We start from the raw sequence: 15,531 nt of genomic DNA on the forward strand, positions 1-15,531 counted from the left end.
CGGTGGCGAAACATCCAACTGGCTACGGAATGACGGATATTACCCATTGTCGAATCCTGCAAGGCTCTCGTCGGCCGTGATACGGCCGCTTCATCACCCCGCCGGAATAAAAAACCCGGCGGCCAACGAGGAGGAGCTTATTGGCCGCCGGTAGCGGGGGAGGAAACGGTACTTATCTAGAACTGATACTCGACCCTGGTCGTGATCTCGTCGGCGAAGTCCACGGTCGACAGCGTGTTGTCGTACTTGCTGCCGTGCACCGTACCGATGAAGTTCGCGAATACCTGGAAGGTCCAGGAACCGCTCGGCTTCCAGCGCAGCGCCGGCTGCACCAGCAGGCCGCCCTGCACGTCGTACAGCGCCGCGAAATCGATCCGCCAGATCCGGCCCGGGAACGGCTGCTGGAAGGCGAACGCCACATAGTTGGCGCTGCTGATGCCGTCCGGCAGGCGATCCTCGGGCTCGTCGGCATTGGGATCGGCGCCGTAACCCGACAGGTGCCGGTTGAAGATGTCGCTCTCCGAGCGGTGCAGGTACTGCAGCACCGCGAACGCCGCCGGGAACGACTGGCTGTAGCGCACGAACTTCTGGAACACCAGACCGATCTCGTACTCGTCCTCCACGATGGGGTTGAACGGGTCGAGATCGGTGGGCGTGTAGTGACGATCGGGTGTGTACTTGGCTTCGATGCTGGCGTTGATCTGGTCGAACAGGATCGAGTCAGTCGGTCCCTCGATCCGATAGCTCATGCCCAGGCCGAAATTGTTCTCGCGTGCGTATTCGCGCTGGATATGACCGCGCAGACCGCCGGAGAGCTGGAAGAACAAATCCTCCTGGGCTTCCTGCTCGGCCGGCGTCGAGGCCTCGCGCGCGGTCGCGTCGTAAGAGCCCCGGAAATTATCGATGGCGGCATTGAGGCCGGTGAAGTGGTTCAGCCGGGCCAGGGCACCATAGTTATAGAACTCCTTGGCCGAGACCACGCCCGTGGTGTCGACTTCGAAGGGGCTGTCCGCCAACTGGTCGCCAAGCCCGCCTGCCAGAGGTGCCGAAAGCACATTGATGCCCACACCGCTCGGGGCTTGCGGTTGCAACCCCTGCGACACGTCGGAGTCGGTCCACTGGAAGAAACCGAAGTGGTTGTAACGGCGGTTGGCCATCAGGGTGAGGTCCACCGGACCCACCGGGCCCCGCAGCCGGATGCCGTAGTTGAACTCGTCGTCGTACTGTTTGAACTGGTCATGCACCGTGAACTGCGACGGGATGACGTTGTACGGCGTGTTCGGGTTCGAGTAGATCGTCGGACGGAAACGCTGCGCGTAGCTGTCGATCTCCCAGCCGCCGAGGAGATTGAACGGCATGCTGTCGCGCGGCACCAGGTAGGAGGTGCGTACGCCCAGCGAGGGGATGCGCTTGTCCGAGAACTCCTCGGAGACGAAATCGAGCACGCTGTGCCGCCGCAGGTCCAGGCCGTTGGGCACGTCCAGGATGCGGAAGAACAGCAGGTCACCCCAGGCGATCTGCTGGTTGCCGGCCCGGATCAGCAGCGGCCCCGTCTGGTAATCCAGGTAGAACTGCGGCACGTCCACCATGTAGTCCTCGCCGGCCCACTCTAGCGGGCTGGAGCCTTCCTCGCCCTCCAGTTTGGCCAGCTCGCGGGCTTCCACCGCCTGATCCTCGGCCGACCCGTAGGCGGCGAAACGCTCGCCGCCGCGGCCACCGTCGGGGCTATCGGCGCTCGGGAAAAGCGCCTTGCCGCTGTCGTAGCGGTACTCATAGAAGTTGGGATCGTCGTTGTTGAGCGTGCCCGCCGCGTCCGCGAACGGTACGTCGTCGATATCGAACTGATCGTCGTAGATGTCCGGATCGCCGACCGCCCGGACCTTCACGTTCAACCGCAGGTTGGTGAACAGACCCACGTTGGCGTTGAGCTCGCCGCGGATCATCTGCATGTTGAAGGTCGTATCCGCCGGTTCCACGACGCGTTCCACTTCATCGTTAAAACCCAGCGCGGGCAGCAGCAGCGACTGGCCGCTGCGCTTCACGGTCTTGCCGTTGAAGATATTGCCCCGCTGGTTGTACGGGTTCTCGTCGCTCGTGATCGATACCGCGTTCTCGTTGCGGATGAATCCGCCGTAGCTGAAACTGAAATCCGGCTGACCCAGCACACTCTCCACCAAGTCCGCCTGCGCCGCAGGCAACGCCAGGGCCGCGCTCGCAGCCGCCAACGTCACCCATAGCCGTTGGGTTCTCGTCTTCATGTGTCTGACCTCCTGTAATTATTGGAATACCGAGGCACTGGTTTTTTTATGCTTCCCCCCAGTTCTCGGTTATCCCCCCGATGGTCGTTTCTCGACCCGTAGCACACGGCCGGTATGACCGGCCACGAACAAACCTTCTCCGGTGGCCGCCGCACCGATGTACCAGTTGCGGTCCACGTCGCCGTCGGTCACCTGCGTCCAGCTCTCGCCGCCGTCGTCGCTGACGATCATCCGGCGCATGCCCGGCACCGTCACCGTGCCGTCACCGTCCGCGTAAACGCCCAGCAGGTTCGCTTCCAGGTCCGTCTCCAGCGACGTCCACGTCGCACCGCCGTCGGTCGTGCGCAGCACCGTGCCGCTCTGACCCACCGCGTAGCCCAGTCCGTTGGCGTGCAGATCCAGACCGAACAGCGACACGTCGCCGCTGTGCACGCCTTCCCAGTTCGCGCCGCCGTCCGGCGAACGCAGCACCATCCCGAACTCGCCCACGATCGTGACCGTGCCGTCGGCGCTCACGTGTACGTCGTTCAGGTGCGGCTCGTAGTTGTCCTTCACCAGCGTCGCCGGGTTGAAGGCCGACTCACGCCAGCTCGCGCCGCCGTCCTCCGACAGCAGGATCGTGCCGAACGAACCCACCGCCACCGCCAGGCCCGATGCGTTCATCGACACGCCCATCAGGCGCTGGCTGGTGCCGGCGTCCACCGCCGTCCAGCTCTCGCCGCCATCGTCGCTGTAGCGGATCAGGCCCATCTGGCCCACCACCACGCGCTTGTCGCCCGACAGCGCCGCGTCAAACGCCGCCAGCTCCGTGTCCAACTGGCCGCGCTCCCAGCTCGCGCCGCCGTCGGCCGTCACCAGCATCGTCCCGCGGTCGCCCACCGCCAGACCGTGCTCGCCGTCCTGTTCGAAGGCGATGCTGTAAAGCGGACGGTGGGACGTACCCGCGACCGCCTCGGTCACATGCCGATCCACGGCCGGGGCCGATGCGCTCCACGCGAGGATCATGCTGACGAGCGCGAATGCGCCGATACTGGGTTGTCTCATTGGCTGTCTCCTTCCGGCGTCCCGCGGCCCGTCACATGCGACAGCCCTTTCCGGGACACCCCGCTACCGATCATGTCGGTACGTATTTTTTTAACTCGGTACCATATGGGTGGTGCGGTACGACATGGCGTCGCCGGACTGCGTCCGCCCGCTCTCATCCCGTTTGTGTCGGAGTCCCCTCCTGTCGGTCGGCCGTGCGTGCGCTCGGCCGCCGGTATTTTTTATTGCCCTCTTGTACCCAAACAGTGCGACTCCCTCGCGGCCCACACACCACCCAAGTGTGTGGGGTGGCACCGCCATACGGGTAGTTGCCCCCGGTTCGTCAGACCTGACGTAACGCCTTCTTGTCGAGCTTGCCGTAGGCCGTGACCGGCAACGCGTTGCGGAAGCACACCCGCTTGGGGACCTTGTATTTGGAGAGCACGCCCCGGCAGTGGTCGATCACCGCGCCCTCGTCGAGCTCGGCATCCCCGCGTGCCACGACGAAGGCGGTCACCGCCTCGCCCCAATCATCGTCGGGAAGCCCCACCACGGCCACTTCGCCGACACCGGGGCAGGTCTGAATGGCGTTCTCGACCTCCGTGGTATAGACGTTCATGCCACCGCTGATGATCATGTCCTTCTTGCGATCGAGCATGTACAGGTAGCCGTCCTCGTCGCGGCTGGCGACATCGCCGGTACGGAGCCAGCCGTCCACCAGGGTCTCCGCGGTCTTGTCCGGCAGCCGGTGGTAGCCGAGCATGTTGTAGGGCGTTCGCACCGCGATCTCGCCGCTTTCGCCGACCGGTACGTCGGCGCCGTTCTCGTCGACGATCCGCACCTGGGCCAAGGCCACCGGCTGACCGCAACTTCGCAGGCGATGCGAGAACTCGGGCTCCACACGATGGTCTTCGCGCCGCAACCGGGTGATGAAGTTGGGCGCCTCGGACTGGCCGTAAAGCTGCATGAACACCGGCCCGAAGACTTCCAGCCCCTGCCGCAGACGCTCCACAGTGATCGGGGCGGCACCGTAGACGATGGTGCGCAGGCTGCCCAGGTCGAACTGGCGGTCGCCGATCCAATCCAGTACCCGGTAGATCATGGTCGGCACCATGAAGGTCAGGGTCGCACCGTCGTCGCGGATGCGACGCACGACCATCTCCGGGTCGAAGCGGCTCTCGATGTAGTGCGTCGCGCCCTTGAGCAGCCCCGCCAGCATCAGGAAGCCGGCGCTGTGCGGCAGCGGCGACGACAACAGCAGCCGATCGTCATCCTGCAGGTTCAGCTCCATGACGTGCGACAGCATGTTGAGGCTGATGCTGCGCTGGGTGTGCATCACGCCCTTGGGGCGACCGGTGGTGCCGCCCGTGTAAAGAAGAATGGCCAGGTCATCGGGCTGCACCGCGACCTCGGGCGGCGTCTCGGCGCCGCGCGCCAAGAAATCCGCCCAGGCCAGGAAACCCTCCGGACAATCCTCGGCCGGCGCCAGCCCGATCACGGTTTCCAGTTCGGGCAACTCGTCGCGACGGCGGGCGACAATGTCGAAGAAATTGGGGCCGACCACCGCCACCCTGGCATTGGAGTCGGCCAGGTTATAGACGATCTCGGCCTCGCCCAGCATGTCGTTGAGCGGGACCTTGGCCGCGCCGGCCTGGATGATCCCCTGGTCGGCGATGACGTACTCCGTGCAGTTGGACATCAGGAGCGCCACCCGCGTGTTGGGGCGCACACCCGCCTCGATCAGGGCATGCGCGGCGCGGTTGCCGTCGCGCCGCAGGCGGTCGTAGGTCAACGTCTTGCCGTCGAAATGCACCGCGGCGCGATCCGAGAACTTCGCCAACGCACCGCCGTAGAGGGTCTTGAGAGTCAAGAAATCGTTCGTCATTCGTGTCTTCCTGCAGAAAACGCCCGGCACGGGACCCGGAACCGGGACGACCGACGTGCCCGCGGCACCCGTGGCCGTCGCCTCCATGAGCAAGCTAACGGCCCGCGCCCACACCTTCACCGCACAAGCGGGTGGCGGGCGGAACCAAAAGGGGTGGTAGCGCCACCCGCCACAAAAATCGTCCCGGAAAGCGGGGTTACAGGCTATCGACGGGGGACGCGGACGGGTGGTCGTCCCTCTAGATGATGCCCAGACGGCGGGCCTCGACGATCGCCTGGGTACGCCGGTTGACGCACAACTTGGCGTAGATGCTCTTCAGATACCACTTGACGGTGTTCACCCCGACTCCGAGCGTGCGGGCGATCTCCTTGTTGGAGCAGCCGTTGCCGAGCAAGGCCAGAATCTGATGCTCGCGATCCTTGAGCGGCTCGACATAGAGCGCGGTGGACATGGGCGCGGTGCCGCCACTCTCGGCGGCGGCCGCGCTCTTGCCCGAGGCGACCGCGGCACAACCGCCCTCCTCGCGGCCGAGCACGATCAGCCGGTTGATGTGATGCCCGACGACCTCCGCCGGGCGCCGCTCCAGTTCGTCACGCCGGATCCGGTCGCGCACCCGCTCCAGCAGCGCGACCACCCGACGCCCCTCGTCCAGGAAAGTCCGGACCATGCCCTGGGGCGCCCCCATTTCCAGGGCCGTGAGCAGACCGGCATCCGCCGACTCGGCGTCGCCGCGCTCGTCGTTGACCAGCGCCAGCAGGACCTGCAGTCCCACCTCGGAGAACCGACGTCCCTGGCGCTGGGTGCGCTCGATCAACATCTCCAGGAGCTTGGCCGCCTGATCCAGGTGGCCCTGGGCGTAGAAGACCCGGGCCGCCGCGAGTTGACGCATCTCCGCGGCGAGGATCTGGATACCGCCGGCGTCCTCCGGCAATCCCAGGTCGTCGACCAGCAGGCGTTCGGCCAGCAGGATCTCGCCGTCGGCCAGGTACAACCGCACCCGCTCGCCGTCCACGGCCGCGGCCAGGCGTTCCAGGCCGAGTTGGCGGGCGGTGTCCATGCCCTCGTCGAGCAGGGTGTGGGCCCCGGCGATATCGCCGCGCAGCGCCTTGAGCCGGGCCAGCGGGATATAGGTCGCCAGCGAGAAATCGGCCACGCCACCCTCCGAGCCGAGGGACCGGCTCTCCTCCAGCAGGCGGTCGGCGTGGTCGATATCGTGGTATTCGTAGTTGACCTGCCCCCAGAGCGCGGCCGCCAGGCGCGCGGCGTGGGAATGGCTTCCCACCGTCTCGTTGGCCAGGGCCAGGGCCTCGCGGAAACACTCCGCGGCGCGGCGCAATTCGCCCTGGTAGGCCGCCGCCATGCCGGAGAAACAGCGGCCGTAGACATCGCTGAACGGCCCCTGGGTCCGGTGATGGTAGCTGCGGGCCCAGGATTGCAGCCGGCGTGCCTCGTCGAAGTCGAAATTGTGGATCGCGACGTAGCTCAGGACGTTGGTGGTCACCGCCACCACCCAGGGACGGTAGGCATCGGCCTGTTCCAGGCTGGACTGGATAAGGGCACGGACACCGTCGATGCGATCGCCGTAGATGTCGATCGTGCTCTGGACCAGCCGCGCCTCGGTCATCAACTCGTCCTTCTCCCGCGCCGTGCAGCCGCCGCAGTCGGAAAGCGTGGTCGCCATCGAATCCAGGGTCTGCTGGGCGGACTCCGGATGATGCGTCAGGCAATAGGCCCAGGCGATCGCCATCTGCAGCCAGGGCCGCTTCTCCACCTCGACCGTCGGCAAACGCCGGACCAGTCCCAGAAGCGTGGCCATGCGGCTGTGTTCGACCAGCCACATCGCATCGCGCTCCACCAGGTCCAGCGCCCGATCGACGGCGTCGGCGGCGAGCGCGTGGTTGACCGCCTCGCTGGTATACCCCTCGGCCGCGTACCACTCGCATGCCTTGAGATGCAGGGCCTTGACCTCGTCCGGGCGATCGCGGGCCAGGCGCCGGCGCAGATAGGCCGCGAACAGATCGTGGTAGCGGAACCAGCGCCGCTCCTCTTCCAGCGGCCGGATGAACAGGTCCTGGCGCTCAAGCTGCTCCAGCACGCGCTGGCTGTCCGGCGAGCCGCTCACGGCCGCGCACAAGGGCCCGCTCAACCGCTCCAGCACGGAAGTCTTGAGCAGGAACTCCAGCGTATCCTCCGGCAGATTGTTCAGCACGTTCTCGGCCAGATAGTCGCCGATGGAGCGTGGCTGCGAGGACAGACACTGAATCGCCTCGCTGGGATCGCGGCTGCCCTTGAGCGACAGCGAGGCCAGTTGCAGCGCCGCGATCCAGCCGTCGGTGGCGCGCCAGAGACGGTCCAGCGCCTCGTCCGGCAGCGCCAGTTCGTTGATGTCCTCCAGGAAGGCGCGCGACTCGTCGATGTCGAACCGGAGCTCGGCGGCACCGATGTCGACGATCTGGTCCTCCACGCGCAGCCGCGTCAGGCTGCAGCCCGGTTCCGACCGGCTGGCGATCAGCAGGTGGAGGTTGCCGGAGGCGTGATTGAGCAGGAACTGCATCGCCTCCTGGATCTTGGGTTCCCGGATGTTGTGCCAGTCGTCGAACATCAGGAACACGTCGTGATCCAGCCCGGCGATACCGTTGATCAGATCGCCGAGCACGAACTTGGCCGCATCCTCGGAATTGGTCTCCAGCGCGGAGATCAGGTCCGGCGCCAGCGAGATATCCTCGTTGCCCAGGGTCTCGACCAGGTAGGACAGGAAACGCACCAGGTCGTTGTCGTCCTCGTCGAGGCTCAGCCAGGCCACTGCCAGTCCCGCCTGCCGCAAGGCATCGCGCCACTGGACCGCGAGGGTGGTCTTGCCGAAGCCGGCGGGTGCCTGGATCAGCACCAGCTTGCGCGAGCAGCCGGCATTCAGGCGCTCGATCAGGTGCCGGCGCTGAACCAGGTCGTTGGCATAGGTTGGCGGCCGGAACTTGGTCGCGACCAAGCGCGGCATCACCGGATGACTGGAATCGACCATCGCGCCGCTACCTCACGATGTCTGGGGTACCTTTCTCGCACGCGCGGCACATATCGGTACCGCGCATTCATCTAATATTTCTGTTCGAAAGGTATTAATTAGTATTAAACGGTACCGATGTCAACCATGACAGCGCTTGGCCCGGCATCGTCGGGATGCCCGGCCGGGGCCCGCCGCGGTACCGTCAGGCCCGTGCGTACAGGGTCACCACCGCGGCGCCGCCCAGTCCGATGTTGTGCTGTAACCCGATGCGGGCCCCCTCGACCTGGCGCGCCCCCGCGCGCCCGCGCAACTGCTGCACGAGCTCGGTGCACTGAGCGAGTCCGGTCGCGCCCAGGGGATGACCCTTGGAAAGCAGACCGCCCGAGGGATTGACCACGACCCGGCCGCCATAGGTGTTGTCCCCGTCCGCCACGAACTGCGCCACGCTACCCGCCGGCGTGAAACCCAGCGCCTCGTAGGAGAGCGCCTCGTTGACGGTGAAGCAATCGTGCAGTTCGCAGACATCGATATCGTCCGGGCCCAGCCCGGCCGTCTCGTAGACCCGCTCCGCGGCCCGCTGCGACATCTCGCTGCCCACCATGCGGATGGCGCTGTCGCCGAAGGAGCCGGGGAAATCGGTGGTCATGGCCTGTGCCAGGATGCGCACCGAGGCGTCGAGACCGTTGCGACGGGCGTAATCGGAGGAACAGACCACCGCGGCCGCCGCGCCGCTGGTCGGCGGACAGCACTGCAGCTTGGTCAACGGCGCCAGGAATGTCTTGCCCTCCAGAACGTCCGCCACCTCGATCGGCTCGCGATAGGCGGAATTGGGATTGCCGGCGGCGTGCCGCCTGGCCTTGACCGCGATCCGGGCATAGGTCTCGGGGCCGATGCCGTCCCGCGCCATGTGCTCGCGGGCCGCCGCCGCGAATGCCTTGAGCGTCATGGGCCCGTCCTCGCCGTCGAGATAGCGGTCGGCCACGGCGAGATGCCGGTCCAGCGGCGATGTCCGCTCCGGGAACATCAAGTCGAGCGCGCCGCTCGGCATCTGCTCGAAGCCCACCGCCAGCACGCACTCGGCGGCACCCGAGGCCACCGCCTGGCGCGCCAGATAGAGCGCACTGGAACCGCTGGAACAGTTGTTGTTCACGTTCACGATCGGCACGCCGGTGAGTCCCGCGCCGTAGACCGCGCGCTGCCCGCTGGTCGAGTCCCCGTAGACCCAGCCGGCATAGACCTGCTCGATGGCATCGTAGGCCAGGCCCGCGTCGGTCAGAGCCTTGGTCACGGCCTCCTGGCCCAGCAACTCGTACCGGGCCCGCTCGCTGGGCCGCCGGAAACGGGTCATGCCGACTCCGGATATCACTACCGTCCTGTCCGTCACATCCATACTCCCGGGCCGCGCCGGCGGCCGCCGTTCGTGTTCGTGCCGCTTCCGATCACCGGCGATACCGCAATGACCGAGGGATGCGGCCCATCAAAACAATGATTAAATACAGTCTGGATACGAAGACTGCTTTTGCAGTACCTTCATTAATCGTTCATGAATGACTGGAGTACCGCATGCCGCGACCGGGGATCGACGACGCCACACTCCTGAACCAGATCCAGGACATCTTCCTGGCCCGCGGCTACCGCGCCGTCACCCTGACGGAGCTGGCTCGCACCCTGCGCTGCTCGCGGCGGCGCTTCTACGAGATCGCGGACAGCAAGCAGGAGTTGTTCTACCGCATCGCCGAGCGGTTCTTCGCGGACCTGCGGAATCAGGGCTGGTACGCCGCCTCCAAGGAACCCGATATCGCCCGCAAGATCACTGCCTACCTGGAACAGGGCACCCGGGCGGCCGAGCGGCTCTCTCCCGCCTTCGTGCAGGACATCGCCAGCACCCGGCGCGGACAGGCCATCTTCGATTCCCATCAGCAACAGCGCATCGACGGCTTGCGCACGCTGGTGGACGAAGGCATCGAGAACGGCGTGTTCCGCGGCGTCCATTCCTACCTGGTGGCCGACATCATGCTGTATGCCGTGCGCCGGCCCCGGGACGAGGACTTCCGCCGCGCCACCGGCCTCACCATGGGCGAATCTCTGCGGGAGATCTACGATCTGCTCCGGCACGGCCTCCTGCACCCGGACGCCGCCGAGCACGAAGCCGCGCGGACCGCCTGAGGGGGCGGCCGGGGCACCGGGCATCCGCCCGGCGCCCCGGAACCGTTACGCGCCCAGGCGACGCATGGCCGACGTCGTCAGGAACTTGTCGTACTTCTCGTCGTTGTCGGTGTCCCACTGCGACTTGTAGCCGCCCTGGACCTCCCGCGCCTGGTGGAAGCGGCTCATGCGCCCCGACTGGATGTCGTGGCTCATCACCCAGTTCCAGCTCCAGGCCTGGTGGCCGAGGCCGGTCTTGTTGTCGGGGCCCTTGTACTTCGAGAAGCCGGCGTCCCAGTTCGACCAGACCTCGCCCTTGCGGTCGTAGTCCACGCTGCTGATCAGCATCATGTTGCGGACATCGAACCACGTCCGGCGCTTGCCCACCGGCGAACGCGGATACTGGGTCGGCTCGAAGTCGATCACGATCGCCTCCGGGATCAGCTCGCGCACGTCGTCGAAGTAGGTCTGGCCCTGCGGCCCGCCGTGCACCGGCGGCTCCCAGTTGGGCCGGTCGTGCCAGTGCGCGTCGCGACAGGAGCCCAGCATCGGTCCCCGGCCCACGATCTTGTAGTTGCCCCAGGTGGCGAGCGGATCGCCGGCGGCCCAGGCATTGGACAGGTAGAACGAGATGCCCGGCACCAACGGCTCGAAGCGCTGGTTGGTCGGATACTCGCGCACGCGCTTGAACGCCGGCAGGTAACCGATCAGGTCCGGGAACTGCGTCTGGTCGTACGGCCAGCTATTGAGGAACGAGGTGCCGGCCTGCTCGTTCGGATGCGTGAAGAACACCGACTGGTAGCGCAGCATGTCCTTCTGGTTGTGCCACACGGTGTTGTCGGGCCGGAAGGTCACCTGCAGCTCGGTCCAGACGAAATCGTACTGGTACTGCAGGTTGCCGTCGGGACCGATATCCCAGTCGCGCACCGCGAACTGCGACATATTGTGCCGGCCCCAGCTCAGGTTGATGTTGGCCTGCACCTCGTAGCCGTTCTTGGGCTCCAGGAAGGGCACGCCGCCGCGTCCGGGCTGACCGACCTTCTCGTACCAGATGTTGCCCTTGTCATCGATGACGTGCTTGCCCTGGTTCGCCAGGGTGGCCTCGAGGAAGGGATCCTCGTAGAGATCGCTGATATCGCGAGTGGCCTCGCGGATCTTGATCCGGCGGCCGTCGTTCTTGACCTCCCACACCTGGACCGGCTCGAGCAGGTGCTCGACATGCTCGACATTGTCCTTGGTGATCACGTCGCCCGGCTTGATCTTGCCCTTGGTATGGGCCTCGATCGAGAGCAGTTCCTCGGGATAGGCCTTGGTGATGTCCGGCGTGTCCGCCTTGGAGATCATCGGCCACAGCGACGTCAGGACGCCGCCCGCGGCGACGCCCTTGACCGCCTTCTCCATCAGCTTGCGGCGGCCGTAATCGAAATCGTATTTACGGATATGCATAACAGTTACTCCTGCCCTGTTGGCCTCACGTATCGACCGGCCCCGACGGCGCACCGCGGTCCGGCAGCGTTCGCACCTTTTGTGTGTCCCGGTCGTCCCGCCTGCCCCTCGGGGCAGGACGAGACTCCGGGTTTCTATCAAGTACCATTCGAAGAGATGTATCTGTCGGAAATATCGTTTTCTCGGTCACTTGCTTTTGTATTCCGGTCCCGGCATGCGTCCGACCGCCCCGTCAAGGCAGCGTGCGGACCCGCGCCAGAACCGCTTCCGGCTCGATATCCGCCGGCGCATCCCCGTAATACAGGGTGTCCGGCGACACCGTGCCGAAATCCGCGCCCTCCCAGAATTCGGCGGAGAGACCGCCGCCGACGCGACGCCCCTCGAGACCGCAATCCTCATGGAACACCGCCGGACGGCGGTGCGGCAGCAAAATCACGTCCACGTCGGCGGCGGCCGACGACGACGGGTCGAGATCGCCATCCAGCCGCAGCAGGCTGAGCCAGCGGTAATGGCGCACCGTCCCCAGGACACTGTCCAGGGCCGCGAACTCGTCCTCGGCGTGGTCCTCGTCGACATCGGTCGCCAGCAGCAAGCCCGCGAAGTTGAAATCGGCGAAGCCGCGCACGGCATTGGCCAGCAGCATGGCGGCGTCGTCGAGGTCGTCGAAGGACGGCGAAAAGACACCGTTCTCCGCAAAGCGGCGCAACAGGGCGTAGGGCGACGGCAAACGCAAGACCAGTTCGACCTGGCCGGCCAGTGTGTGCTCCGCGGCCTTGGCCACGGCCTGGGCGTTCGCGAGACCCGCTTCGTCGCTCAGAACGGCGTCGGCGACATCGAGCGGGTCGCCGGCCTCCACCGCGGCAGCGGCCAGGAACGCCGGCAGCATGTCGACGCTCAACACCCGCGAGCCCAGGGCCGAATTCGCCTGCGCCAGGGTCGAGACCGCCGTCTGCGGTTCCGCCATCCAGGCGGGATCACCGCCCGCGAATGCCCGGGTGGCGTAGCCGTCCGGTTCGATCCAGCGCAACGCCGCATCCCGATTGTCGACCCAGTGTTTAAGCGCGCCCGTCACTCGATCCCCTTGGCAAATGGTGTCTTCTCCGGCCACGACTGAGCGTGTCCGGAATCGCTGACGCTCATGCTAGGCACCGGCGCTCACGCCGAACACCGCACGAAAGGGTGGGTAGGGGCTCGAAAAGGGGTGGTCTCCACCGCGACATGGGTAAAAATGACCTTACCCGCCGCAGCGCCGGACGTGACCGATATACTCCCCGCGAATGTAATAAAAAAGACTTAATGGAATAAGGGGGAAATCCGAAATGCGTGTACGCCACGTCTTACTTTGGCTTGTCCTGCCCCTCGCCGTGACCGCCTGCAACAGCGGCGGTTCGAGCGGCTCAGCGGACAGCATGCCGGACCTCGACCCCGGCACCGATCAACAGGCCATGACAATCCACACGGTCGCCAAGCGCTGCCTGACCCTCAAGACCGACGACGGACGCTATATCCGTCGCACCGACGGCGGCTACGCCGCGGACGCCGACGGCGCCGGGGAGGCGGCCGGGTTCTTCCTGCAACCGACCGATCTCGGTAGCTACCTGCTGTTGTCGGGCTACGACCGTGCGGTATCCCCGCTGACGGACAACGCCACCGGCAGCGGCGATCCCGGCGACAAACAACTGCTCGGCATCGCGGATCCGGTCGGCCAACTGCTCGACAGCACGGGCGCCCTGGTGGATCACGCCGGCGAGAATGTCAGCGGCGTCGGCGACATGCTCGACCTGATCCTGGACCCCGTCGCGCCGCTGGGACAGACCGTGAACACCCTGGGCGACAACATCGGCGGCATCGGCGACACGCTGCGCTCGGTCGACGGTGTCCCGGCCCTCACAATGGCTTCGCAGGCGGGCGACCTGGCCGTCTGGAAACTGTCCGAGCCGCGCGAGGACCGCTTCCAGCTCACCTCCCCCGAGACCGGACTGAGGCTGGTGGCCGACAACGGCCGGCTCGCGCTCACGGACACCGCGGACATGCGCGACGCCACCCTGTTCACGTTCGAGCCGGCCGAGGACTGCGCGACCTACCCCGAGGCGGGCCTCAACGCGCGTGTCGTGGATCCGCGCGGCCCGCGCATCTTCTGGGACGAGAAGGAAGGCACGGTCTACGGCTGGGTGGACGACCACGCGCATATCACCGCCTATGAGTTCATCGGCGGCCGCGTCAACTACGGCCGCAACTTCCACGAGTTCGGCATCGACCACGCCATGGGCGATTGCGCCGTCAATCACGGCCCCGAGGGCACGCTGGGCATCCTGGAGATGGTCACCTCGTCCGATGCCTTCGGCCCGCACGAGACCACCGGCTGGCCCACCTACAACGAGTGGCCGCGCGCCGGCTCCCTGCAGCACCACCAGACTTATTATCGCTGGATCGAACGCTCCTTCCTCTCCGGCCAGAAAATCCTGGTGAACCTGATCACCCACAACGAGGTCCTGTGCCAGATCTACCCGCTGAAGGAGAACGACTGCGACGTGATGGAGAACGTCCGCCTGCAGGCGAAGCGGACCTACGAGCTGCAGGACTACATCGACGCCCAGCACGGCGGCCCCGGCGAAGGCTGGTTCCGGGTGGTGGAATCGCCGGCGGAGGCGCGTTCCGTGATCGCCGACGGCAAGATGGCGATGGTGCTGGGCATCGAGTTGTCCAAGGTCCTCAACTGCGGCGAGTTCCTGGACCAGCCGGAGTGCACCCGCGAGCAGATCGACGACCGCCTGGACGAGGTCGAGGATCTGGGCGTGCGGGTGATTTTCCCGGTGCACAAGTTCGACAATGCCTTCGGCGGCCACCTGCCCCACTCCGGCTTCGGCCTGGGCACCTTCCTGACGGCGGGCAACCTGCTGGAGACCGGGCATCCCATCGAGGTCGAGGAGTGCCCGCTGGACGAAAACGGCGACGATGACTTCAGCAATCCGGCCAACAACCCGCGCAGCGATCCCACCGGCATCTTCAACTGGCTGCTCGCCGGCCTGGAGTACAACGGGGCGCAGATCGATCCGACCGGTGCCAGCACCGACCACCTGTGCAACATCCGCGGGCTCACCAACATGGGGTACTACCTGCTGGACGAGCTGGTGAAGCGGGGCATGCTGGTCGACGTCGATCACATGAGCCGGCGCGCGGCGGACGCCACCATCAGCTACCTGGCCTCCCGCGGCTATCCCATGATCAGCTCGCATGACTGGCTGGGCTCCGAGACCCTGCTCAACGACCTGACCGACGCCAACGGCTTCCTCGGTCGTTTCGCGCGCGGCGGGCGCGACCAGTGGATCGACCGGCTGACCGGCATCGCCGAGCGCTACGGCAACGAGCCCTTCATGGGCGGCGGCATCGCCTCCGACGTCAACGGCATCGCCCACCTGCCCAAGGACCCGCGCGAGGGCGCCGAGATCTCGGAAGGGACGATCGACTACCCCTTCCTGTCGTACGACGGCCGCGTCGAGTTCGACAAGCAGGTCACCGGCGACCGCGTGTTCAGCCTCTACGACGGCCGCGGCGTGGCCCACTACGGCCTGTACCCGGACTACATCGCCGACGCCCGGCAATTCGGCGGCCCGGACGCCGAGAAGGGCCTGGACATCTTCTTCCGCTCCGCCGAGGCCTGGCTGCGGATGTGGGAACGGGCGGAACGCGTGGCCGGCGTCAACCGGTAGGCGCCGACCGCGACCACTGCCGCGGCGCCCCGCCCGTCCTCGCGACGACCGGGCGCCGCGGCA

Annotated in this window: 9 protein-coding genes; 2 read left to right on the forward strand and 7 right to left on the reverse strand. The window is 66.2% G+C overall.

The genetic code is table 11. The features are described from left to right. Nucleotides 1-176: 176 nt before the first annotated feature. The 5 genes from PC39_RS06145 to PC39_RS06165 form a co-directional block, all read right to left on the reverse strand. Entirely contained in the window at nucleotides 177-2,258 is a 2,082-nt protein-coding gene (locus PC39_RS06145) for a DUF1302 family protein (RefSeq protein WP_353252493.1), read from the reverse strand. A 69-nt stretch (nucleotides 2,259-2,327) separates the two neighbouring features. Continuing rightward, entirely contained in the window at nucleotides 2,328-3,302 is a 975-nt protein-coding gene (locus tag PC39_RS06150) for a WD40/YVTN/BNR-like repeat-containing protein (RefSeq protein ID WP_353252494.1), read from the reverse strand. A gap of 322 nt (nucleotides 3,303-3,624) precedes the next feature. Continuing rightward, a complete protein-coding gene (locus PC39_RS06155; RefSeq protein WP_353252495.1) occupies nucleotides 3,625-5,166 on the reverse strand; it encodes an AMP-binding protein in 1,542 nt (513 codons plus the stop codon). A gap of 238 nt (nucleotides 5,167-5,404) precedes the next feature. Beyond that, on the reverse strand, nucleotides 5,405-8,185 hold the full coding sequence (locus PC39_RS06160; protein WP_353252496.1) for a winged helix-turn-helix domain-containing protein: 2,781 nt from the start codon (nucleotides 8,183-8,185) through the stop codon (nucleotides 5,405-5,407). Nucleotides 8,186-8,369: 184 nt separating this feature from the next. Then, nucleotides 8,370-9,557, reverse strand: a complete 1,188-nt coding sequence (locus PC39_RS06165) for a lipid-transfer protein (protein ID WP_353252497.1) — start codon at nucleotides 9,555-9,557, stop codon at nucleotides 8,370-8,372. Between the two features lie 173 nt (nucleotides 9,558-9,730). On the opposite strand from PC39_RS06165, the gene PC39_RS06170 reads away from it, so the two are divergent. Next, nucleotides 9,731-10,333, forward strand: coding sequence for a TetR/AcrR family transcriptional regulator (locus tag PC39_RS06170; RefSeq protein ID WP_353252498.1), 603 nt, complete (start codon nucleotides 9,731-9,733; stop codon nucleotides 10,331-10,333). Between the two features lie 45 nt (nucleotides 10,334-10,378). On the opposite strand, the gene PC39_RS06175 is transcribed toward PC39_RS06170, so the two are convergent. After that, nucleotides 10,379-11,758, reverse strand: coding sequence for a DUF1329 domain-containing protein (locus PC39_RS06175; RefSeq protein ID WP_353252499.1), 1,380 nt, complete (start codon nucleotides 11,756-11,758; stop codon nucleotides 10,379-10,381). A 232-nt stretch (nucleotides 11,759-11,990) separates the two neighbouring features. Next, a complete protein-coding gene (locus tag PC39_RS06180) occupies nucleotides 11,991-12,785 on the reverse strand; it encodes a hypothetical protein (RefSeq protein ID WP_353252500.1) in 795 nt (264 codons plus the stop codon). Between the two features lie 382 nt (nucleotides 12,786-13,167). Between PC39_RS06180 and PC39_RS06185 the strand changes: the two genes are divergently transcribed. Continuing rightward, on the forward strand, nucleotides 13,168-15,468 hold the full coding sequence (locus tag PC39_RS06185; RefSeq protein WP_353252501.1) for a hypothetical protein: 2,301 nt from the start codon (nucleotides 13,168-13,170) through the stop codon (nucleotides 15,466-15,468). Nucleotides 15,469-15,531 lie beyond the last annotated feature (63 nt).

Source organism: Salinisphaera sp. PC39 (assembly GCF_040361335.1).
GTDB lineage: Bacteria > Pseudomonadota > Gammaproteobacteria > Nevskiales > Salinisphaeraceae > APNM01.